Here is a 19,702-nt window from a genome sequence, read left to right on the forward strand (position 1 = left end):
CAATGGCCAGCCTGCGCGTAGACGTCATAACGTTGTTCCCCGAGATGTTCTCGGCCATCAGTGAATACGGTATTACCAGTCGAGCGGTCAAACAGGGGCTATTACAGCTGACCTGTTGGAACCCGCGGGATTACACGACGGATCGGCATCACACTGTGGACGATCGCCCGTTTGGCGGTGGTCCGGGCATGGTGATGAAGATCAAGCCCCTGGAAGATGCTCTGGTTCAGGCCAAGGCAGCAGCCGGGGAGGCGGCGAAGGTGATTTACCTGTCCCCCCAAGGCCGTCAACTGACTCAGTCGGCGGTACGCGAGTTGGCACAATCGGATGCATTGATCCTGATTGCCGGCCGCTATGAAGGCATTGACGAGCGTTTTATTGAGGCTCATGTCGATGAAGAGTGGTCGATTGGTGACTATGTACTGTCTGGCGGCGAGCTGCCGGCCATGGTCATGATCGATGCGGTTACACGACTGCTGCCTGGAGCTTTAGGGCATGCGGACTCCGCCGAGGAAGATTCCTTTACGGATGGTCTGCTGGATTGCCCGCATTACACCCGACCTGAGGTGTATGCGGATCAGCGTGTACCCGACGTGTTGCTGAGTGGCAACCACGCGCATATCCGGCGATGGCGTTTACAGCAGTCCCTTATCAGGACCTATGAACGACGCGCCGATCTTCTGGAAAGCCGCTCGCTTTCTGGAGAAGAGAAGAAGCTGCTCGAGGAATACATCCGCGAGCGGGACGATAGTTAACAACGTATCGATGGTAAATCAGTTGATTTACCTTAGGAGCACAGCATGACCAACAAAATCATCCTTGCACTCGAAGCAGAGCAGATGACCAAAGAAATCCCTACCTTTGCCCCGGGCGACACCATTGTCGTTCAGGTGAAAGTGAAGGAAGGCGATCGTTCCCGTCTGCAAGCGTTCGAAGGCGTTGTAATCGCCAAGCGTAACCGCGGCGTGAACAGTGCGTTCACCGTTCGTAAAATCTCCAACGGTGTTGGCGTAGAACGTACTTTCCAGACCTACTCCCCGCAGATCGACAGCATGGCTGTTAAACGTCGCGGTGACGTACGTAAAGCCAAGCTGTACTACCTGCGCGACCTGTCGGGTAAAGCAGCTCGCATCAAGGAAAAACTGGCTTAAGTCCAGCTTCCGATGCAGAAAAAAGCAGCCTACGGGCTGCTTTTTTGTTGCCCGCAATAAACTGCCCCCATCCTGTAGGAGCTGCCGAAGGCTGTGATCTTTTGATCTTGTTTTCGATGTGCAGTCTACTTTTTACGAGTCAGCTCACATGTCTATCCGTGACCAGGAAATCGAACGCCGCACCGAGCTCTCGGTGACCCGCGTGACCAAAGCGGTCTTTCCGCCGACCACCAACCACCACAACACCCTGTTCGGCGGCACCGCGCTGGCGTGGATGGATGAAGTGTCGTTCATTACCGCCACCCGCTTCTGCCGCTTGCCGCTGGTGACGGTGTCCACCGACCGCATCGACTTCAATCACGCGATCCCGGCCGGCTCCATCGTCGAGCTGGTAGGGCGGGTGATCAAGGTCGGCAATACCAGCCTCAAGGTCGAGGTGGAAGTGTTTGTCGAAAGCATGAGTTGCGATGGGCGCGAGAAGGCGATCCACGGGCAGTTCAGTTTTGTGGCGATTGATGATGACAAGCGGCCGGTGCCGGTGTTGCCGGGTTTTGCGGCCTGATCCAAAACCGAGCCGCGGCCTTCGCGAGCAGGCTCGCTCCCACAGGGTTCATGTCGATCACAAAAAAGAACCTGTGGGAGTGGGCTTGCTCGCGAAAGCGTCAGCTCAGGCGCCGCTGCTCTCAGGCTGAATCAACGCCAGCAACGTCCACCCCGGCCCAGGTTTCAAAGCAGTCTCCGGCGTCACCACATGCACCCAGCCACTGTCATCACGCATGAACAGTAACGTCGCGCGATTGCCATGCAGCGCACGGTAGTCATCCCAGCCGAAGCCGTCGGTTAGTGTTGTGCTGTACAACTCGGCACCCTGGCCCATCTGGCTCGCCAGCTTCGCGTAGGTAAATGCTTCGCTGCCCAACTGATTGCCGCGATGCTCAAGGCTGGCGCGGTGCTTGTCACTGCGTCGGCTTTCATGGCCGCTGGCCAGGCCAAACAAGCGTTGATGGCCGAAGTCATGACGAAAGCGCATGGCCGCCAAGGTATTGAGTTCGCCCGACGGCGACAGCGCCAGCAAATGCCCCAGCCCGACCAGATCCAGATGCGCATCGGCATGTTGCGAGGCCGGGTTGCCAAAATACGTCGGCAAGCCTTCCATGCGCGCCGCTCGAATATTTTCCCAGCTCGAATCGGTCAGCAGCACCCGGCTGCCCAGTTGCTGCAGTGACTTGCCCAGCGCTCGCGCCGGAGCGTTCGCGCCGACGATCAGGAAACCGCTTGGCGCCGGCTCGGCAACCTTCAGCAGCCGTGCCAGTGGTCGTGCCGTGGCGCTCTGCAGAACCACGGTGCCGATGATCACCGCAAACGTCAGCGGCACCAGCAGCAGGGCGCCTTCATGCCCGGCCTCATGCAGGCGAATCGCGAAAATCGCCGACACCGCCGCCGCCACGATTCCGCGTGGCGCGATCCAGCACAGCAAAGCACGCTCACGCCAACTGAGGCTGGAGCCGGCGGTGCTGAGCAGCACATTCAGCGGTCGCGCGATCAATTGAATGACCAGCAACAGAATCAGTACCAGCGGCCCCAGCCCGATCAGGGCGTGCAAGTCCAGACGCGCCGCCAGCAGAATGAACAGCCCGGAAATCAGCAGCACGCTGAGGTTTTCCTTGAAGTGCAGAATGTGCCGCACATCCACGCCCTTCATGTTGGCCAGCCACATGCCCATCAGCGTCACCGCCAGCAGGCCGGACTCGTGCATCACCTCGTTGGCAGCAATGAAAATCCCCAGCACCGCTGCCAGCGAGGCGAGGTTGTGCAGGTATTCCGGCAGCCATTGCCGACGTATCACCGTGCCAAGCAGCCAGCCACCGACAATGCCGAACAGCGCGCCGCACAGAATCACGCCGCCGAACGTAAACAGACTCTGCTTGAGTCCATGGCCTTCGGCGCTGGCGATAATGAAGCTGTAAACCACAACGGCGAGCAGAGCGCCGATCGGGTCAATGACGATGCCCTCCCAGCGCAAAATGTTGGCGATCGAAGCTTTTGGCCGCACCACGCGCAGCATTGGCACGATCACTGTCGGGCCGGTCACCAGCGTCAGGCTGCCGAAAAGAATGGCCAGCATCCAGTCGAAACCCAGTAGAAAGTGAGTCGCCACCGCGATGACAACCCAGGTCGAAATCGCACCGAGGGTCACCAAGCGATGGACGACGCTACCAATCTCCTTCCATTCAGACAGATGCAGGGTCAGGCTGCCCTCGAACAGAATCAACGCCACCGCCAGCGACACCAACGGCATCAGCAGCGGGCCGAACATTTCCTGCGGATCGAGCCAGCCCAGCACCGGGCCGGCGAGAATCCCGGTCAGCAGCAGAAATAGAATCGCCGGCAGCTTCAAACGCCACGCCAGCCATTGGCAACCCAGCGCAGCGACGCCAATCCCGCCAAATGCCAATAGAATTTGCTGCTCGTTCATTGATGCTCCCTGTTCCTTGAAATTGCGGGCTATGAAAGACTAGCGTCCATTCCTACAGTTCACTCTACATTTGCGCGCAGTCCCTGAGGCTGCGTGTCTTGAGCGCCCATGCCTGCCATCGACCATCCGCTGATTGATCAATTCCTCGACGCCCTGTGGCTGGAAAAAGGCCTGTCCGACAACACCCGCGGTGCCTACCGCAGCGACTTGGCGCTGTTCAACGGCTGGCTGCAGGAAAACAACCTGGAGCTGATCAATGCCGGTCGCGAGTTGATCCTCGATCATCTGGCCTGGCGCCTGGAGCAGAACTACAAGCCACGTTCCACCGCCCGATTTCTCTCCGGTGTGCGTGGCTTCTATCGTTATCTGCTGCGGGAAAAAATGATCAGTGTCGACCCGACGTTGCGCGTCGACATGCCGCAACTGGGGCGGCCGCTGCCCAAGTCTCTTTCGGAGGCCGACGTCGAGGCGCTGCTCAAGGCGCCGGACCTGAGCGAAGCCATCGGCCAGCGCGATCGCGCCATGCTTGAAGTTTTGTACGCCTGTGGCCTGCGGGTGACCGAACTGGTGAGCCTGACCCTGGAGCAGGTCAACCTGCGTCAGGGCGTGCTGCGGGTGATGGGCAAGGGCAGCAAGGAGCGGCTGGTGCCGATGGGCGAGGAAGCGATTGTCTGGGTCGAGCGCTACATGCGCGATGGCCGCAGCGAGCTGCTCGGTGGGCGTCCGAGCGATGTGCTGTTTCCCAGTCAGCGCGGCGAACAGATGACCCGCCAGACCTTCTGGCACCGCATCAAGCATCAGGCCAAGGTGGCCGGGATCGGCAAGTCGCTGTCGCCGCACACCCTGCGCCATGCGTTTGCCACGCACCTGCTCAACCATGGCGCCGACCTGCGCGTGGTGCAAATGCTGCTGGGGCACAGTGACCTCTCGACCACGCAGATCTACACCCACGTCGCCCGCGCCCGCCTGCAAGAGCTGCACGCCAGACACCACCCCAGAGGCTGATGAAAAACCTGTGGGAGCGGGCTTGCTCGCGAAGAGGCCCTCACAGGCGAAGCATTTGTTGCCTGCCAGGACGCCTCCGCGAGCAAGCCCGTTCCCACAAGGGTTGTATCGCCCACGATCTCTGGCGACAGGCGCATTCGGCCCTGCGGGCCTTATGTGTTAGGCTTTGCCGGTTTGCACGATGGACGGTTATGACCCGGTGTTCCGGCACGGGCGTTCTGACCGTTTCATTTGTCCGCCTTCAGGAGTTCTCATGCGTCTGACCCAGATTTTCGCCGCCGCAGCCATTGCGTTGGTCAGCACCTTTGCCGTCGCCGATGACGCGGCCGACAAAGCCATTCGTCAAAGCCTGGAAAAACTCGAACTCGAGGTTCCGGTAGAAAGCATCAGCGCCAGCCCGTTGCCGGGCATGTATGAAGTCAAGCTCAAGGGCAGCCGCGTGCTGTACGCCAGCGCCGACGGCCAGTACATCGTTCAGGGCTACCTGTTCCAGCTCAAGGACGGTAAACCGGTCAACCTGACCGAGAAGACCGAACGCCTGGGCATTTCCAAACTGATCAACGCCATTCCGGTGGCCGAAACCGTGGTGTACCCGGCCGTGGGCGAGACCAAATCGCACATCACCGTGTTCACCGACACCACCTGCCCGTACTGCCACAAGCTGCACGCCGAAGTGCCTGAGCTGAACAAGCGCGGCATCGAAGTACGTTATGTTGCGTTCCCGCGCCAGGGCCTGGGCTCGCCGGGTGACGAGCAACTGCAAGCCGTGTGGTGCTCGACCGACAAGAAAGCCGCCATGGACAAGATGGTCGATGGCAAGGAAATCAAGGCCGCCAAGTGCGCGAATCCGGTTTCCAAGCAGTTCGCCCTTGGTCAGTCGATCGGCGTGAATGGCACACCGGCCATCGTTTTGGCCGACGGACAAGTCATTCCGGGCTACCAGCCGGCGCCACAAGTCGCCAAACTGGCGCTGGGCGCCAAGTAATTCGCATCGTCACGGTCAGCCTTGACGATCATGGTCCGACGGTAACTCCGCCGGGCCATTAATAGAGAGCCGCGAGCACGCGGTTGTTTTCCGGCCGACCTTGCGTCGGCCGTTTCATGGGGAGTTCACAGTGAATCCGGTCAAAGTAGGCATCTGTGGGTTAGGGACCGTCGGTGGCGGTACCTTCAACGTACTTCAGCGCAACGCCGAGGAAATTGCTCGTCGTGCCGGGCGTGGGATCGAAGTGGCACAAATTGCCATGCGCACGCCAAAGCCTCAGTTCCAGACGACCGGTATTGCGATTACCAACGATGTCTTCGAAGTGGCCACGAACCCTGAGATCGACATCGTCATAGAGCTGATGGGCGGCTACACCGTTGCCCGAGAGCTGGTACTCAAGGCCATCGAGAATGGCAAGCATGTGGTCACCGCGAACAAGGCACTGATCGCCGTTCACGGTAATGAGATTTTCGCCAAGGCACGCGAGAAAGGCGTGATCGTGGCATTCGAAGCGGCTGTGGCCGGTGGCATCCCGGTGATCAAGGCGATCCGTGAAGGCCTGTCCGCCAACCGCATCAACTGGGTCGCCGGGATCATCAACGGTACCGGTAACTTCATCCTCACCGAAATGCGCGAGAAGGGTCGTACCTTCGAAGACGTGCTGGCTGAAGCGCAAGCGCTGGGCTACGCCGAAGCCGATCCGACCTTCGACGTCGAAGGCATCGACGCGGCGCACAAGCTGACGATCCTGGCTTCGATCGCGTTCGGCATTCCGCTGCAATTCGACAAGGCTTACACCGAAGGCATCACCAAGCTGACCACCGCTGACGTGAACTACGCCGAAGCGCTGGGCTATCGCATCAAGCATCTTGGTGTGGCTCGCAGCACCGCTGCCGGTATCGAGCTGCGCGTACACCCGACGCTGATCCCGGCTGATCGTCTGATCGCCAACGTCAACGGCGTGATGAACGCCGTGATGGTCAACGGTGACGCTGCCGGTTCGACCCTGTTCTACGGCGCCGGCGCCGGCATGGAGCCGACCGCTTCGTCGGTGATCGCCGACCTAGTGGACGTGGTTCGCGCGATGACGTCCGATCCGGAAAACCGCGTGCCGCACCTGGCCTTCCAGCCAGACTCGCTGTCGGCGCATCCGATCCTGCCGATCGAAGCCTGCGAAAGCGCCTACTACCTGCGCATTCAGGCCAAGGACCATCCTGGCGTACTGGCTCAGGTGGCGAGCATCCTCTCGGAGCGCGGCATCAACATCGAGTCGATCATGCAGAAGGAAGTCGAAGAGCACGACGGTCTGGTGCCGATGATCCTGCTGACCCATCGCGTGCTGGAACAGCACATGAACGATGCGATTGCCGCCCTGGAAGCGTTGGCCGGCGTCAACGGTCCGGTTGTGCGGATCCGCGTCGAACACCTTAACTAAGCAGCGGCAAGCTACGAGCGGCAAGCGGCAAGCTAGAGGCCAGTGACACTCAGCTTGCAGCTTGAAGCTTGAAGCTCGCAGCTCAAACCGAAGGTTTGAAAACATGCGTTATATCAGTACCCGCGGCCAGGCACCGGCCCTGAATTTCGAAGACGTCCTGCTGGCTGGTCTTGCGACCGACGGCGGTCTGTACGTCCCGGAAAACCTGCCACGTTTCACCCAGGAAGAAATCGCTTCCTGGGCCGGCCTGCCGTATCACGAGCTGGCTTTCCGCGTCATGCGCCCGTTTGTCACCGGCAGCATTCCTGACGCCGATTTCAAAAAGATCCTCGAAGAAACCTACGGTGTGTTCTCGCACAGCGCCGTTGCCCCGTTGCGTCAGCTCAACGGCAACGAATGGGTCATGGAGCTGTTCCACGGCCCGACCCTGGCGTTCAAGGACTTCGCGCTGCAACTGCTCGGTCGTCTGCTCGATTACGTGCTGGAAAAGCGCGGCGAGCGCGTGGTCATCGTCGGTGCCACCTCCGGTGACACCGGTTCGGCTGCCATCGAAGGCTGCAAGCACTGCGAAAACGTCGACATCTTCATCCTGCACCCACACAACCGTGTGTCCGAGGTGCAGCGTCGCCAAATGACCACGATTTTGGGTGAGAACATCCACAACATCGCCATCGAAGGTAACTTCGATGACTGCCAGGAAATGGTCAAGGCAAGCTTCGCTGATCAGAGCTTCCTCAAGGGCACGCGTCTGGTGGCGGTGAACTCGATCAACTGGGCGCGGATCATGGCCCAGATCGTCTACTACTTCCACGCAGCCCTGCAGTTGGGTGGGCCGGCGCGTTCGGTATCGTTCTCGGTGCCAACCGGCAACTTCGGCGACATCTTCGCCGGTTACCTGGCGCGCAACATGGGCCTGCCGATCAACCAGTTGATCGTCGCCACCAACCGCAACGACATCCTGCACCGCTTCATGAGCGGCAACCAGTACGTCAAGGAAACCCTGCACGCCACGCTGTCGCCGTCGATGGACATCATGGTCTCGTCGAACTTCGAACGCCTGCTGTTCGACCTGCACGGGCGCAACGGTGCGGCGATTGCCGGGCTGATGGACTCGTTCAAGCAGGGCGGTGGTTTCAGTGTCGAGCAAGAGCGCTGGACCGAAGCACGCAAACTGTTCGACTCGCTGGCCGTCGACGACGCGCAAACCTGCGAAACCATTGCCGAAGTCTACGAGCAGTGCGGCGAAGTGCTCGACCCGCACACCGCCATCGGTGTGCGCGCTGCCCGCGAATGCCGTCGCAGCCTGGACATCCCGATGGTGATCCTGGGCACGGCGCATCCGGTGAAATTCCCGGATGCCGTGGAGAAAGCCGGTGTAGGAAAAGCTCTCGAACTACCTGCACATCTTTCTGATTTGTTTGAGCGAAACGAGCGCTGCACCGTTCTGCCAAACGAGCTGAAAGCCGTACAGGCCTTTGTCAGCCAGCATGGCAACCGCGGCAAGCCGTTGTAAGCCGAAAAAGCTGTCACATTTTGAAGCCCGTCTCCTGACGGGCTTTTTTGTTTCTGCTGCCACACTGCTCGGGTTTTCGCCCATGAAGGACGGGTGAGTCGATCACGAAGGAAGTGGCAATGCTGTATGAACGCGCAATAAAACCGGCCCTGGGTTGGCTACTGTTGTTGTGCCTGAGTGGATTCGTCCGCGGCGGGATGGCGGCGCAAATGGTGCTGCACGAACAGGTGCAGGCACAGAAGATCGAGCAGATTGAGCTGGACGATCGGGAGCGGCGCTGGATACGTGACAACCCCCGCGTGACGGTCGCTTCGGTGCAGTACCCCTTGTACCTGTTTCAGGACGAACACGGGCACTGGGCTGGCTTGAACATCGATGTGCTCAAGCGCATCAGTGCCATGACCGGTTTGCAGTTTGTGCACGAGGAATCGTTTTCCACTGATCAGATGCTGGAGCGCCTGCAAACCGGGGTGGCGGATCTGAGTACCACCCTGGCCATGAACGATGAGCGCAAAACCTTCCTCGACTTCAGTCACGCCTTTGGCGGTGCAGGCTGGGTGTTCGTCGGTCGCAAGGACGAACCGGCCATCCAGTCGCTCGAACAACTGGTGAAGCGGGTGCTGGTATTGCCCGCCAGGCATGCGCTGGAGGAGGCTGTGCGGCGCCAATATCCGTCAATCGAGATTCTTTCGGTCAAGACGTATGCCGAAGCGCGGGCGCTGGTCGAAAGCGGTGAGGCCTACGCCACCATCGAAAATGAAATCGGTGCGCAGTTGTACCCTTCCGGGCTGCTCAAGGTCGGCGGGTTGGTGGACGGGCGCTGGGAGGCCGATCACCTGGCCATCCGCAAGGGCTTGCCCGAACTGGAGAGTATCCTCAACAAGGCGTTGGGCGCCTTTCCCGCCACAGAGTTGCGCGCCATCCGGGTGAAGTGGCTGGGCGGTGTATCGCCGCCGGCGCCGCTTACGCTGTGGGACGAGATTGTCGACTGGTGCTGCTGGGGCATGGGTGGGTTAGGGGGCTTCGGGCTGCTGTCATTGGTGTGGAATCGGCGGCTGGCGGCGGTCATCCGGCAACGCTGCGAAGCGGAAAAACACTTGGGTGACCAATTGGCCTTTCAGCATGCGTTGATCGATGCGATGCCCGATCCGGTCTTCGTTCGCGACCTGCAAGGCCGGCTGGTGATGTGCAATCGCAGCTATGAGGAGGCGCTTTCAATCCGGCTCGAGCAAGTGCAGGGCCGAATGCTGTTCGAAGTCGATGCGCTGCCCGACGCCACTGCCCGGATGCTGCACGACGAGTTCATGGTGCAGATGCACACGCGCAAGGCCCGTTTCAGCAAACGCCAATTGGCGTTCAAGAGTGGTCCCAAGGCGATTTATCAATGGACCGTGCCGTTTTACTGCGCCGACGGCCAATTGCGTGGCCTGCTCGGTGGCTGGACCGACATCAGCCAGCGCCGTACGGAATGCGGTTGCCGATGTCCGCACTGAAGATGGGAAATGTCCTATAGGACGCGGCGCCTTTTCCGATGGGATGCCGAGGACGGCTCCCCTAGAGTGAACGGACCCTGCGGCAAGAGTCCGCCACTGCTGTTTCCGAGGTCGCCGATGCGCTCGCTAAAAGTCCTGATTCTTGAACCCAATCCGTTCCAGCTGATGGCATTGCATCAGATGCTCAACGCCATCGGCATCTACGACGTGCTGACCGCGCCGACGCTGTCTTCAGCGTTGGTTTCCCTGGGCCATCGCGGCACCGTGGATATTGCGATCTGCGATCCGCAGCTCAAGGGCGGCGACGGCATGGCACTGATCCACCATCTGTCGGCACAACGTGAGGCACGTGGGTTGATTCTATTGGGACCGGTGGCGGCGGGTCTGCTCGCCGATCTCGAACGCCTGTTGCAGGCACGCGAGCCCATGCTGCTGGGGCGCCTGCATACGCCGGTCTCGGCGGTCCTGATGAGAGGCCAGCTGGACGCCTATCTGGCTGCCACACGTGCGCCGGTCAGCGCCTGAACAGCGCCGATATTTTTCTGTCATCTTCAGCGTGCATGCTCTGAAAGACCGGTAAACGCTCAGGGAGGAGCCCGGTATTCAGAACTTTCTTCTCGGGCCGGTGGTCATTTATTGTGAACACGCCCCAGGCACAATGTTTTCGGACTATTGAGTGGAGATCGAGATGGAAAGTATCAGTCTATTGCTCGGTGAGGCTCTGAGCCCGTATCAGGTGACGTTGACCCCTCGTGGTGCCCACGGCGAATGCCTGGTGACCTTGAGGAACAGCAACGGCGCCCTCGTGGTGGAGCGCGAATTCAATCAGGCACAGTTGACCGACAAACGCCTGCTGACAGATGTGGTCGACGGTTTGCATCGCGACGTCCTGATCGCCGAAGGGCGACTGGAACCCTGTGTCATCGCGGCCTTGCGCAATGCAGCGCTGGATAAGCGCGCGGCCCTGTAAAGATGAAATATTTTTTGTGGGAACCTTCCTGCATCCCCGTCAGTCAGACCCCATAACAGCAGGATCAAGCATTGTGCTCCGGTGCTTGTCGCTTGCTGCTACGGGTCTTTATGTAGACCACGTTTAACCCCGAGTCGTCTCCCCACTTCTCGGGGTTTCTTTTTGCCCGCAGGTTTTTACTGCGCGGTCTGTTGCTCGAAAAACATACGCGCCTGTTCGAGATAATCGCTGCGCATGCCCGGATCCAGCCAGTCGGCGTAGAGCTCGTTCAGGTGCTCGTGGGGCAGTGTGCGCAGCAGTTGATTGATTTCGGTGATGGCCTGCCGGCCCTGGGGCGTATCGGAGCAGCCGACATATCCCGAGAGGTATTTGCCCGTGCCCTGGATCGGATAGAACACCAGTTCATCCTCGGCAATTTGCGCCTGATGGGCCTGGTAGCGGATCTCCGGCCAATAACCCAATACCACTTGAAGGCGGCCCAGGCGCTGCATCGATAGCAGGCTGCCGAGTGCATCGTTGCCGTAATGGGGGGTTAGCGCACCGTCGGGTGCTTGTTTCAACAGAGCATCGAGAAACTCACCGTAACTGCGCTCGGCCACGACCCCGACCTTTTGTTCGGCTTTGGCCAAAAACGCCGCCAGATCGACTTCACCGTCGACCACATAAGGTTCCAGCACTTCCCGATCTTTCTGACGGACCACCAGGCCATTGCTGACGGCGCGAAATGCCGGAATGGAGAAAGCGATCCATTGGGTACGCTCCTTGCTCCAGATCAGCGACGGATCACAGGTGAAAGACGGCTCGTGCAGCATCTGCATGCCGCGGGCGCGGTTGACCCGCATCAGTGTGTGTTCGTATTGCGGCATGCCGGCGATCAGCATCGGCAGCAATTGATCGATCACGCCCTGACCCTTTTTCGGGCCTTCGAAGATGGTCAGGGGCGGCAGATCGCGCATTAACCAGATCAGTGTCGGTTTGGCCTGGGCCCAGGCGGGGAGGGCCAGCAGAAACAACAGGCCGAACAGCCGCCACGTCCACCAGTGGTGGGCGCGGTTGGCGTTCGATGTCTGCCGATGGTTCAGCTTAAATGGCTCCGTCTGCGCGCAAGCGGGCGATCTGCTGTTCGTCATAGCCAAGATCGTGGAGTACCTGCGCATTGTGTTCACCGAGCTGAGGCCCGACCCATTCGGAACTGCCCGGTGTCTCAGAGAGTTTCGGCACGATGCCCGGCATCTTGAAAGGCTTGCCGTCTGGCAGTTTGGCCTGCAGGAACATCTCGCGCGCCAGGTATTGCGGATCGCTGAACATGTCCTCGGCGCTGAAGATCCGGCTGGCCGGCACCTCTGCCTGATTGAGCAGGTCGAGCACGCTTTGCAGCGGCAGCGAATTGACCCAGCGGTCGATCACCCCATACAACTCGTCACGCCGGGTATCACGCCCGTCGTTGCTCGCCAGCGTCGGGTCATTGGCCAGATCCTCGCGGCCGATGATCAGCATGAAGCGCTTGAAGATCGCGTCGCCATTGGCACCGATCTGCACATGCTTGCCATCGGCGCTGGTGTGGATTGATGACGGCGTGATGCCCGGCATGATATTGCCGGTGCGCTCACGGATGAAACCGAACACGTCGAACTCCGGGACCATGCTTTCCATCATGGCGAAAATCGCCTCGTACAGCGCCACATCGACGACTTGGCCGACCCCGCCATTGACTTCGCGATGACGCAGCGCCATCAGCGCACCGATCACGCCCCACAGCGCCGCAATCGAGTCACCGATGGAAATCCCGGTGCGCACCGGTGGTCGGTCTTCGAAACCGGTGATGTAGCGCAAACCGCCCATGGATTCGCCGACCGCGCCGAAGCCCGGTTGATCCTTCATCGGCCCGGTCTGGCCGAAGCCCGAGAGGCGCACCATTACCAGTTTCGGATTCAGCGCGTGCAGGGTTTCCCAGCTCAGCCCGAGTTTCTCCAGCACCCCGGGGCGAAAGTTCTCGATCAGGATGTCGGCTTCACCAAGCAGTTTTTTCAGGATTGCCAGGCCTTCGGGGTGTTTGAGGTTCAGTGTCAGCGATTTTTTGTTGCGCGCCTGAACGAACCACCACAACGAGGTGCCTTCATATAACTTGCGCCACTTGCGCAGTGGGTCGCCGCCGTCCGGCGATTCGATCTTGATCACTTCGGCGCCGAACTCGCCGCAAATGCGCGAGGCAAACGGCCCGGCAATCAACGTACCCAATTCAATGACTTTCACACCGCTGAGCGGTTTGTTGGCGAACGGCATACTGAATCCTGTAGGACAAGGCTGAGCGGATACAGCGTTTTAACATAGCCGGCCGTCAGACGCCGCAGGTTGATCGCCATCAATTCGATGATTGCCTACCGCATCGGTTAGACTTGCCGACTTTCCTCGTATCAAGAAGCCCGTTCATGGCCCAGCCGTCTACCACCTACAAATTCGAACTGAACCTCACTGACCTCGACCGCAACGTCTACGAGAGCGTCAAGCAGACCATCGCCCGTCACCCTTCGGAAACCGAAGAGCGCATGACCGTGCGGCTGCTGGCCTACGCCCTCTGGTACAACGAGTTGCTGTCGTTTGGCCGTGGTCTGTCGGACGTGGATGAACCTGCGCTGTGGGAAAAGAGCCTGGATGACCGTGTCCTGCACTGGATCGAAGTCGGCCAGCCGGACGCCGATCGTCTGACCTGGTGCTCGCGTCGCACCGAGCGCACCAGCCTGCTGGCCTACGGCAGCCTGCGTGTGTGGGAAGGCAAAGTCGTACCGGTGGCCAAGAACCTGAAAAACGTCAACATCGCCGCCGTGCCGCAAGAAGTGCTGGAAACCCTGGCCAAGGACATGCCACGCGTCATCAAGTGGGACGTGATGATCAGCGAAGGCACGATCTTCGTCACCGACGACCGTGGTCAGCACGAAGTCCAACTGGAATGGCTGGCAGGCGAGCGCGGCTGATCCGGCGTCGCTACTGATTAATCCCACGTATTCAAGAGAAGTTTCCGTTACCCCATGCGTATTGATCCTCGACCGTTGCCTGCCACTCTGCCGTTTCTCGGTGACCTGCCACCTCTGCTGACCCGTTTGTACGCGGCACGGGGTGTGCAGTCCGAGGCGGAGCTGGATAAAAGTCTGGCGCGGCTGATTCCGTTCCAGCAGCTCAAGGGCATCGATGCGGCAGTGGAGCTGTTGGTGACGGCGCTGGAGCAGCGCCAACGCATTCTGATCGTCGGCGACTTCGACGCCGACGGTGCGACGGCCAGTACCGTCGGCGTGCTCGGCTTGCGTCTGCTGGGCGCGGCGCATGTGGATTATCTGGTGCCGAACCGCTTCGAATACGGCTATGGCCTGACGCCGGAAATCGTCGAAGTCGCGCTGACCCGTGAGCCTCAGTTGCTGATCACCGTCGACAACGGCATCTCCAGCGTCGAAGGTGTGGCAGCGGCGAAAAAGGCTGGGCTCAAGGTATTGATCACCGACCACCACTTGCCCGGTGATGAACTGCCGCTGGCCGATGCGCTGGTCAACCCGAACCAGCCTGGCTGCGAGTTTCCGAGCAAGGCACTGGCCGGGGTCGGGGTGATTTTCTACGTGTTGATGGCCTTGCGCGCGCGCCTGCGCAGCCTCGGCTGGTACGAGAGCAAGCCGCAGCCGAACATCGGCGAACTGCTTGATCTGGTGGCGCTGGGCAGCGTCGCCGACGTGGTGCCGCTGGACGCCAACAACCGGATTCTGGTGCATCAGGGCCTCGAGCGGATTCGCGCCGGGCGCGCACGGCCGGGGATCAAGGCGATTCTCGACGTCGCCAAGCGTGACGCAGCGCGCATCACGTCCACCGACTTGGGATTCATCGTCGGCCCGCGCCTGAACGCGGCGGGACGCCTCGACGACATGAGCCTGGGGATCGAATGCCTGCTGACCGCCGACGCCAACCTGGCGCGGGAAATGGCCGCGCAACTGGACGGCATGAACCAGGACCGCAAATCCATCGAGCAGGGCATGCAGCGTGAAGCGCTGGCCCAGCTCAAGGACTTGCCGGTGGAATCGATGCCGTTCGGCCTGTGCCTGTTCGATCCCGAGTGGCATCAGGGCGTCATCGGCATTCTCGCCTCGCGGATGAAAGAGCGTTATTTTCGCCCGACCATTGCCTTCGCTGACGCCGGTGACGGCCTGCTCAAGGGCTCGGGGCGTTCGGTGCAGGGCTTCCACATTCGCGATGCCCTGAGCGTGGTGGCCGCGCAGCATCCGAACCTGATCGCCAAATACGGGGGGCACGCGATGGCCGCCGGCCTGACCTTGCCGCAGGAGAATTTTGCGCTGTTCGCCGAGGCATTCGACGCCGAGGTGCGCCGGCAACTTCGCGAAGAAGACCTGACCGGGCGCATGCTGTCGGATGGCACGCTGGCGGTGGAGGAATTCCACCTCGAACTGGCCCGCGCCCTGCGTCACGCCGGACCTTGGGGCCAGCACTTTCCGGAGCCGCTGTTCCATGGTGTGTTTCAGTTGGTCGAGCAGCGGGTGGTCGGCGAGCGGCACCTGAAAGTGGTGCTGAAAAGCGAGTGCGGTTCGGTGAAGCTGGATGGCATTGCGTTTGGTATTGACCGTGATGTCTGGCCGAACCCGACGATTCAATGGGTCGAGCTGGCCTACAAGCTCGACGTCAACGAATTTCGTGGCAACGAGACGGTGCAATTGATGATTGCCCACATCGAACCGCGTTGACCCCATTCGCGAGCATGTTCGCTCCCTCCGGTACGGTGTTGCCCTTGTGGGAGCGAGCCTGCTCGCGAAGGCGGTCTTTCACACACAGAATCACTCTGAACCCTGCCTCATCCCCAGTTGTCGACTAGGCTCTAAGCACTGCTTGATTGGCCTTGTGACGTCTTGTCGAATGTTTTGCCCGCGGGGGCGGGTGCTGCACCTTTTCCTGTCACTCGTCGACTTTTCAAACAGAACCCTGGAGCCTGCCCACTGATTTGAGAGGTGCCCCATGAGTCTGCTGCTCGAACCCTTTACCCTTCGCCAACTGACCCTGCCCAACCGCATCGCCGTGTCGCCGATGTGCCAGTATTCCAGCGTCGACGGTCTGGCCAACGACTGGCATCTGGTGCACCTGGGTAGCCGCGCGGTGGGCGGCGCCGGCCTGGTCTTCACCGAGGCCACGGCGGTCACCGCCGACGGGCGGATCACTGCCGAAGACCTCGGTTTGTGGAACGATGAACAGATTGAACCGCTGCAACGCATCACCCGTTTCATCACCGCCCAAGGCGCAGTCGCCGGCATTCAACTGGCCCACGCCGGGCGCAAGGCCAGCACCCATCGGCCGTGGCTCGGCAAGCATGGCAGCGTCAAACTGGACGATGGCGGCTGGACCCCGGTCGGGCCATCGCCCATCGCCTTCGACCCGCAACACACACAACCGAAACAACTCGATGAAGCGCAGATCGGCGAGGTCATTCAAGCCTTCGTCGCCTCTGCCAAGCGCGCGCTGACTGCAGGTTTCAGTGTGGTCGAGGTGCATGCCGCCCACGGTTATCTGCTGCATCAGTTTCTTTCGCCGCTGAGCAATCAGCGCCGCGATCAATACGGTGGTTCGTTCGAAAACCGCATTCGGCTGGTGCTGCAAGTCACCGAGGCCGTTCGCGAGGTATGGCCGGAAGAGTTGCCGGTGTTCGTGCGCGTATCGGCCACCGACTGGGTTGAGGACGGCTGGAACCCGGATGAAACCGTGGAACTGGCACGCCGTCTCAAGGCGCTGGGGGTGGATCTGATTGACGTCTCGTCCGGTGGCACCGCCGCCAACGCCGAAATACCGGTCGGGCCGGGTTATCAAACGCGCTTCGCCGAACGGGTGCGCAAGGAGTCAGGCATCGCCACTGGCACCGTGGGCATGATTACCGAACCGGCGCAGGCCGAGCACATTCTGCGCACCTGCCAGGCCGACATCATCTTCCTCGCCCGCGAGCTGCTGCGTGACCCGTACTGGCCGTTGCACGCCGACGATGATCTGGGTGGGCGCAAAGCGGTGTGGCCGGCGCAATACCAGCGTGCGACCCATCGTGATCAGCCGATTCACGAATCCGATCTGCGTGATTGATTCCAGGCCTGAGTAACGTTTATAAAAACCCGCCATTGAACCGGCGGGTTTTTTCTGGCCTGCCATTTGCCAAGGAAGTCGAGCATGTTGATCGAACGGGAACTGACCGAACACGACTTGCCGTTGCTGGCGCAGATCGACCGCAGCGAGCTGGTGGAGCACTGCTATCGCCTGGAAAACGGCGTGCTGGTGCTTTACCCGGCGCATTTCGACATGCGCGGCTGGCCCGAGGGCGAAGCCGAAGAAAACGCACGGACGCTGGAGGAGTGCTTGCGGCGAGGTGGTTGGTTGTATGGGGCTTTCGATGGGCAGGCGCTGGTCGCGGCGGTGGTTGTGGACAGCCGGGTTATCCACAATCAGAGACTGAGCATGCGGCAGTTGAAATTCCTGCACATCAGCCGCGACTGCCGTGGGCAGGGTCTGGGGGCGAAGTTGTTTGCGCTGGCCTGTGAGCAGGGGCGGCGATTCGGTGCCGAGGCGTTGTATGTCTCAGCCACCGAGTCGCGCAATACTGTGGAGTTCTATCAGCGCCAGGGCTGCCGGTTGGTTGATCAGGCGGATCCCGAGTTGTTTGATCAGGAGCCCAAAGACATTCATCTGTATTGCCCGCTGAACTGACGCAGTACCTTCAATTTCCGAGGGTGAATGTGCTGGCGCTTTCGCGAGCAAGCCCGCTCCCACTGTGGCTCTGTACCGGTCACAAACTGTGTGATCGACCCAGATCCACAGTGGGAGCGGGCTTACTCGCGAAGAGGCCCGCGCAGGCGCCTCAAATCATCAAGGATACTTGCGCTTGTCCGGCGCCGGCGGGAAGTACTGGTACAACCAGGTCTCGCTCAACGTGCGGTCATTGGTGCGGATGAACAACCGCAGTTCGACCGGCTCAACACTGTCATTGGTCGGATACCAGTCGAACAGGATCCGGTACCCCTTGATGTCATCCAGCACCAGCACGCTGAAATCCTGCACCTTGCCGTTGGAGCACGTCACCACGGGCTCGATCCCGGTGCCTTGCGGCAGGCGATCCAGGCCGCCACCGGTGAAGTCCACGGCGAAACGACGGGCCCAGACCGGCGGGTAATGCTCGCCCGGTGCCCAGCCTTCGACGAATCCACCCATGCCAGAGCGTGTCGCATGCACCCGCGCCAGCGGCGTGCCGACTGGCGGCAGGGCGCTCCAGTAGAGCTTGTAGCCGTAATTCAGCGAATCACCGGCCGCCACCGGTTTCTTCGGCGTCCAGAACGCAACGATGTTGTCGAGAGTCTCGCCGGTGGTAGGGATTTCCAGCAGATCGATAGAGCCTTCACCCCACGCGGTGGTCGGTTCGACCCACAGGCTCGGGCGCTTGCTGTACCAGTCGACGGTGTCCTGATAGTTGGCGAATTCGTGGTCGGTCTGCACCAGACCGAAGCCTTTCGGATCGGTATCGGCAAACGCGTTGAATTGCAGGGTCGCCGGGTTGTTCAACGGTCGGCAGATCCACTCGCCGTTGCCGCGCCACATCGCCAGGCGATCGGAGTCGTGGATCTGCGGGTGAATGGTGTCGCACATGCGGCGTTCGTGGGTGCCGCAGCTGAACATGCTGGTCATCGGTGCGATGCCCAGTTGTTCAATGGCGGTACGTGCGTTGATGTGGGCGTCGATCTCCATTACCACGCGCTCGGCCTGGCAATCGATGTCGAAGCGATACGCACCAGTGGCGCTCGGCGAATCGAGTAGGGCGTAGACCACAAAACGCGTGGCGTTCTGCTCCGGGGTTTCGAACCAGAACTTGGTGAAGTCAGGGAATTCTTCGCGCTTCTTCGCGTAGGTGTCGACGGCCAGGCCACGGGCCGAGAGGCCATATTGGCCAGTGGCGTCCACCGCGCGGAAATAACTGGCGCCGAGGAACGACACCACGTCATGGCGATCCAGCTCCGGGGCCTTGAACAGTTTGAAACCGGCAAAGCCCAGGTCGCCCTTGAGCTGCTGGGTGTCGACCGAGGTGTTCTCGTAGTTGAACAGCGTCGGGCGAAAATGCACTTCGCGGGCGGTACGGGTCTTGGGATCGACGCTGTACATGCGCACCGGCTGACGGAAACCCATGCCGACGTGGAAGAACTGCACGTCCAGCTGACCCTTGTTCTCTTTCCACAACGAATGATCGGCGTCGTAGCGGATCGCGTTGAAGTTCTGCGGGGTCATGGTCGCCAGTGTTGGCGGCAGCACCTGTTTAGTGTCCTGATAGGCCGAGCCGGCCAATTGCTTGGCCTGGCGCTTGAGCGCTTCGAAGTCGAAAGCCTGGGCCTCGCCATCGGCGGCACCGCCGTTGGCCGCCCAGGCACGGGCGGCCAGCAGGCCGGAAGCCGAGAGACCGGTATAAGCCGCAATGGCCATCGACGCTTTGAGCAAATTCCTGCGGTGCATAAATACAACCTGTCGTGAGCAATCCCGCGCCTTTCCTGGCACGTGCTGGATCAGAAATAACGGTTCGGACAAGCCTTCGGCCAAACGCAACGGACTATAAACAGATGCCCGCTAGCTTAAACGGTTCGCTCGCGTTGCAAAATTCGTTGATTCACCG

The 19,702-nt window shown here is 60.6% G+C and carries 18 protein-coding genes; 14 read left to right on the top strand and 4 right to left on the bottom strand.

Features of this window, described 5'->3' with window-relative positions; genetic code table 11:
• The first annotated feature begins 2 nt into the window (after positions 1-2).
• From trmD to AC1UK9_RS05620, 3 genes are all read left to right on the top strand, one after another.
• Entirely contained in the window at positions 3-755 is a 753-nt protein-coding gene (trmD, locus tag AC1UK9_RS05610; RefSeq protein ID WP_025112189.1) for a tRNA (guanosine(37)-N1)-methyltransferase TrmD, read from the top strand.
• A gap of 45 nt (positions 756-800) precedes the next feature.
• Positions 801-1,151, top strand: a complete 351-nt coding sequence (rplS, locus tag AC1UK9_RS05615) for a 50S ribosomal protein L19 (RefSeq protein WP_003175895.1) — start codon at positions 801-803, stop codon at positions 1,149-1,151.
• Between the two features lie 148 nt (positions 1,152-1,299).
• Complete coding sequence (locus AC1UK9_RS05620; RefSeq protein WP_025112190.1) at positions 1,300-1,713, top strand: acyl-CoA thioesterase; 414 nt, start codon at positions 1,300-1,302, stop codon at positions 1,711-1,713.
• Between the two features lie 105 nt (positions 1,714-1,818).
• Here AC1UK9_RS05620 and AC1UK9_RS05625 read toward each other — a convergent pair whose 3' ends face one another.
• Positions 1,819-3,627: a cation:proton antiporter gene (locus tag AC1UK9_RS05625; RefSeq protein WP_473014566.1), complete on the bottom strand. Its 1,809-nt coding sequence runs from the start codon at positions 3,625-3,627 to the stop codon at positions 1,819-1,821.
• A gap of 108 nt (positions 3,628-3,735) precedes the next feature.
• Here AC1UK9_RS05625 and xerD point away from each other — a divergent pair, with 108 nt between their 5' ends.
• The 7 genes from xerD to AC1UK9_RS05660 all read left to right on the top strand — a co-directional run bounded on the left by xerD (position 3,736) and on the right by AC1UK9_RS05660 (position 11,028).
• Complete coding sequence (xerD, locus tag AC1UK9_RS05630; protein WP_025112192.1) at positions 3,736-4,632, top strand: site-specific tyrosine recombinase XerD; 897 nt, start codon at positions 3,736-3,738, stop codon at positions 4,630-4,632.
• A gap of 253 nt (positions 4,633-4,885) precedes the next feature.
• Complete coding sequence (gene dsbC / locus AC1UK9_RS05635; RefSeq protein ID WP_007967782.1) at positions 4,886-5,617, top strand: bifunctional protein-disulfide isomerase/oxidoreductase DsbC; 732 nt, start codon at positions 4,886-4,888, stop codon at positions 5,615-5,617.
• Between the two features lie 130 nt (positions 5,618-5,747).
• Complete coding sequence (locus AC1UK9_RS05640; RefSeq protein ID WP_102357600.1) at positions 5,748-7,052, top strand: homoserine dehydrogenase; 1,305 nt, start codon at positions 5,748-5,750, stop codon at positions 7,050-7,052.
• 103 nt (positions 7,053-7,155) lie between these two features.
• Positions 7,156-8,565: a threonine synthase gene (thrC, locus tag AC1UK9_RS05645; protein ID WP_482579671.1), complete on the top strand. Its 1,410-nt coding sequence runs from the start codon at positions 7,156-7,158 to the stop codon at positions 8,563-8,565.
• Between the two features lie 119 nt (positions 8,566-8,684).
• The gene (locus tag AC1UK9_RS05650; RefSeq protein WP_473014569.1) at positions 8,685-10,058 is read left to right on the top strand and encodes a transporter substrate-binding domain-containing protein; all 1,374 of its coding nucleotides are present in this window, start codon (positions 8,685-8,687) and stop codon (positions 10,056-10,058) included.
• Between the two features lie 117 nt (positions 10,059-10,175).
• A complete protein-coding gene (locus tag AC1UK9_RS05655) occupies positions 10,176-10,583 on the top strand; it encodes a response regulator (protein ID WP_025112196.1) in 408 nt (135 codons plus the stop codon).
• A gap of 163 nt (positions 10,584-10,746) precedes the next feature.
• Entirely contained in the window at positions 10,747-11,028 is a 282-nt protein-coding gene (locus AC1UK9_RS05660) for a DUF3509 domain-containing protein (RefSeq protein ID WP_473014570.1), read from the top strand.
• 176 nt (positions 11,029-11,204) lie between these two features.
• On the opposite strand, the gene AC1UK9_RS05665 is transcribed toward AC1UK9_RS05660, so the two are convergent.
• Entirely contained in the window at positions 11,205-12,158 is a 954-nt protein-coding gene (locus tag AC1UK9_RS05665; RefSeq protein ID WP_473014571.1) for a TIGR02285 family protein, read from the bottom strand.
• A complete protein-coding gene (locus AC1UK9_RS05670) occupies positions 12,112-13,311 on the bottom strand; it encodes a CaiB/BaiF CoA transferase family protein (protein WP_025112199.1) in 1,200 nt (399 codons plus the stop codon). The genes AC1UK9_RS05665 and AC1UK9_RS05670 overlap by 47 nt, the downstream gene beginning before the upstream one ends.
• 146 nt (positions 13,312-13,457) lie before the next feature.
• On the opposite strand from AC1UK9_RS05670, the gene AC1UK9_RS05675 reads away from it, so the two are divergent.
• The 4 genes from AC1UK9_RS05675 to AC1UK9_RS05690 all read left to right on the top strand — a co-directional run bounded on the left by AC1UK9_RS05675 (position 13,458) and on the right by AC1UK9_RS05690 (position 17,757).
• A complete protein-coding gene (locus AC1UK9_RS05675; protein ID WP_025112200.1) occupies positions 13,458-14,000 on the top strand; it encodes a YaeQ family protein in 543 nt (180 codons plus the stop codon).
• Between the two features lie 54 nt (positions 14,001-14,054).
• A complete protein-coding gene (gene recJ / locus AC1UK9_RS05680; RefSeq protein WP_025112201.1) occupies positions 14,055-15,764 on the top strand; it encodes a single-stranded-DNA-specific exonuclease RecJ in 1,710 nt (569 codons plus the stop codon).
• 268 nt (positions 15,765-16,032) lie between these two features.
• Positions 16,033-17,139, top strand: coding sequence for an NADH:flavin oxidoreductase/NADH oxidase (locus AC1UK9_RS05685; RefSeq protein WP_482579672.1), 1,107 nt, complete (start codon positions 16,033-16,035; stop codon positions 17,137-17,139).
• An 84-nt stretch (positions 17,140-17,223) separates the two neighbouring features.
• Positions 17,224-17,757: a GNAT family N-acetyltransferase gene (locus tag AC1UK9_RS05690; protein WP_482579673.1), complete on the top strand. Its 534-nt coding sequence runs from the start codon at positions 17,224-17,226 to the stop codon at positions 17,755-17,757.
• 159 nt (positions 17,758-17,916) lie between these two features.
• On the opposite strand, the gene AC1UK9_RS05695 is transcribed toward AC1UK9_RS05690, so the two are convergent.
• A complete protein-coding gene (locus AC1UK9_RS05695; protein WP_025112204.1) occupies positions 17,917-19,545 on the bottom strand; it encodes a glucan biosynthesis protein D in 1,629 nt (542 codons plus the stop codon).
• Between the last annotated feature and the right edge of the window lie 157 nt (positions 19,546-19,702).

The sequence above is a fragment of the Pseudomonas sp. AK-TSAG1-1 genome (assembly GCF_056821665.1).

Coding starts and splice junctions, on each gene's coding strand:
- trmD (WP_025112189.1), top strand. CDS start 3: ATGGCCAGCCTGCGCGTAGACGTCATAACGTTGTTCCCCGAGATGTTC.
- rplS (WP_003175895.1), top strand. CDS start 801: ATGACCAACAAAATCATCCTTGCACTCGAAGCAGAGCAGATGACCAAA.
- AC1UK9_RS05620 (WP_025112190.1), top strand. CDS start 1,300: ATGTCTATCCGTGACCAGGAAATCGAACGCCGCACCGAGCTCTCGGTG.
- AC1UK9_RS05625 (WP_473014566.1), bottom strand. CDS start 3,627: ATGAACGAGCAGCAAATTCTATTGGCATTTGGCGGGATTGGCGTCGCT.
- xerD (WP_025112192.1), top strand. CDS start 3,736: ATGCCTGCCATCGACCATCCGCTGATTGATCAATTCCTCGACGCCCTG.
- dsbC (WP_007967782.1), top strand. CDS start 4,886: ATGCGTCTGACCCAGATTTTCGCCGCCGCAGCCATTGCGTTGGTCAGC.
- thrC (WP_482579671.1), top strand. CDS start 7,156: ATGCGTTATATCAGTACCCGCGGCCAGGCACCGGCCCTGAATTTCGAA.
- AC1UK9_RS05650 (WP_473014569.1), top strand. CDS start 8,685: ATGCTGTATGAACGCGCAATAAAACCGGCCCTGGGTTGGCTACTGTTG.
- AC1UK9_RS05655 (WP_025112196.1), top strand. CDS start 10,176: ATGCGCTCGCTAAAAGTCCTGATTCTTGAACCCAATCCGTTCCAGCTG.
- AC1UK9_RS05660 (WP_473014570.1), top strand. CDS start 10,747: ATGGAAAGTATCAGTCTATTGCTCGGTGAGGCTCTGAGCCCGTATCAG.
- AC1UK9_RS05665 (WP_473014571.1), bottom strand. CDS start 12,158: ATGACGAACAGCAGATCGCCCGCTTGCGCGCAGACGGAGCCATTTAAG.
- AC1UK9_RS05670 (WP_025112199.1), bottom strand. CDS start 13,311: ATGCCGTTCGCCAACAAACCGCTCAGCGGTGTGAAAGTCATTGAATTG.
- AC1UK9_RS05675 (WP_025112200.1), top strand. CDS start 13,458: ATGGCCCAGCCGTCTACCACCTACAAATTCGAACTGAACCTCACTGAC.
- recJ (WP_025112201.1), top strand. CDS start 14,055: ATGCGTATTGATCCTCGACCGTTGCCTGCCACTCTGCCGTTTCTCGGT.
- AC1UK9_RS05685 (WP_482579672.1), top strand. CDS start 16,033: ATGAGTCTGCTGCTCGAACCCTTTACCCTTCGCCAACTGACCCTGCCC.
- AC1UK9_RS05690 (WP_482579673.1), top strand. CDS start 17,224: ATGTTGATCGAACGGGAACTGACCGAACACGACTTGCCGTTGCTGGCG.
- AC1UK9_RS05695 (WP_025112204.1), bottom strand. CDS start 19,545: ATGCACCGCAGGAATTTGCTCAAAGCGTCGATGGCCATTGCGGCTTAT.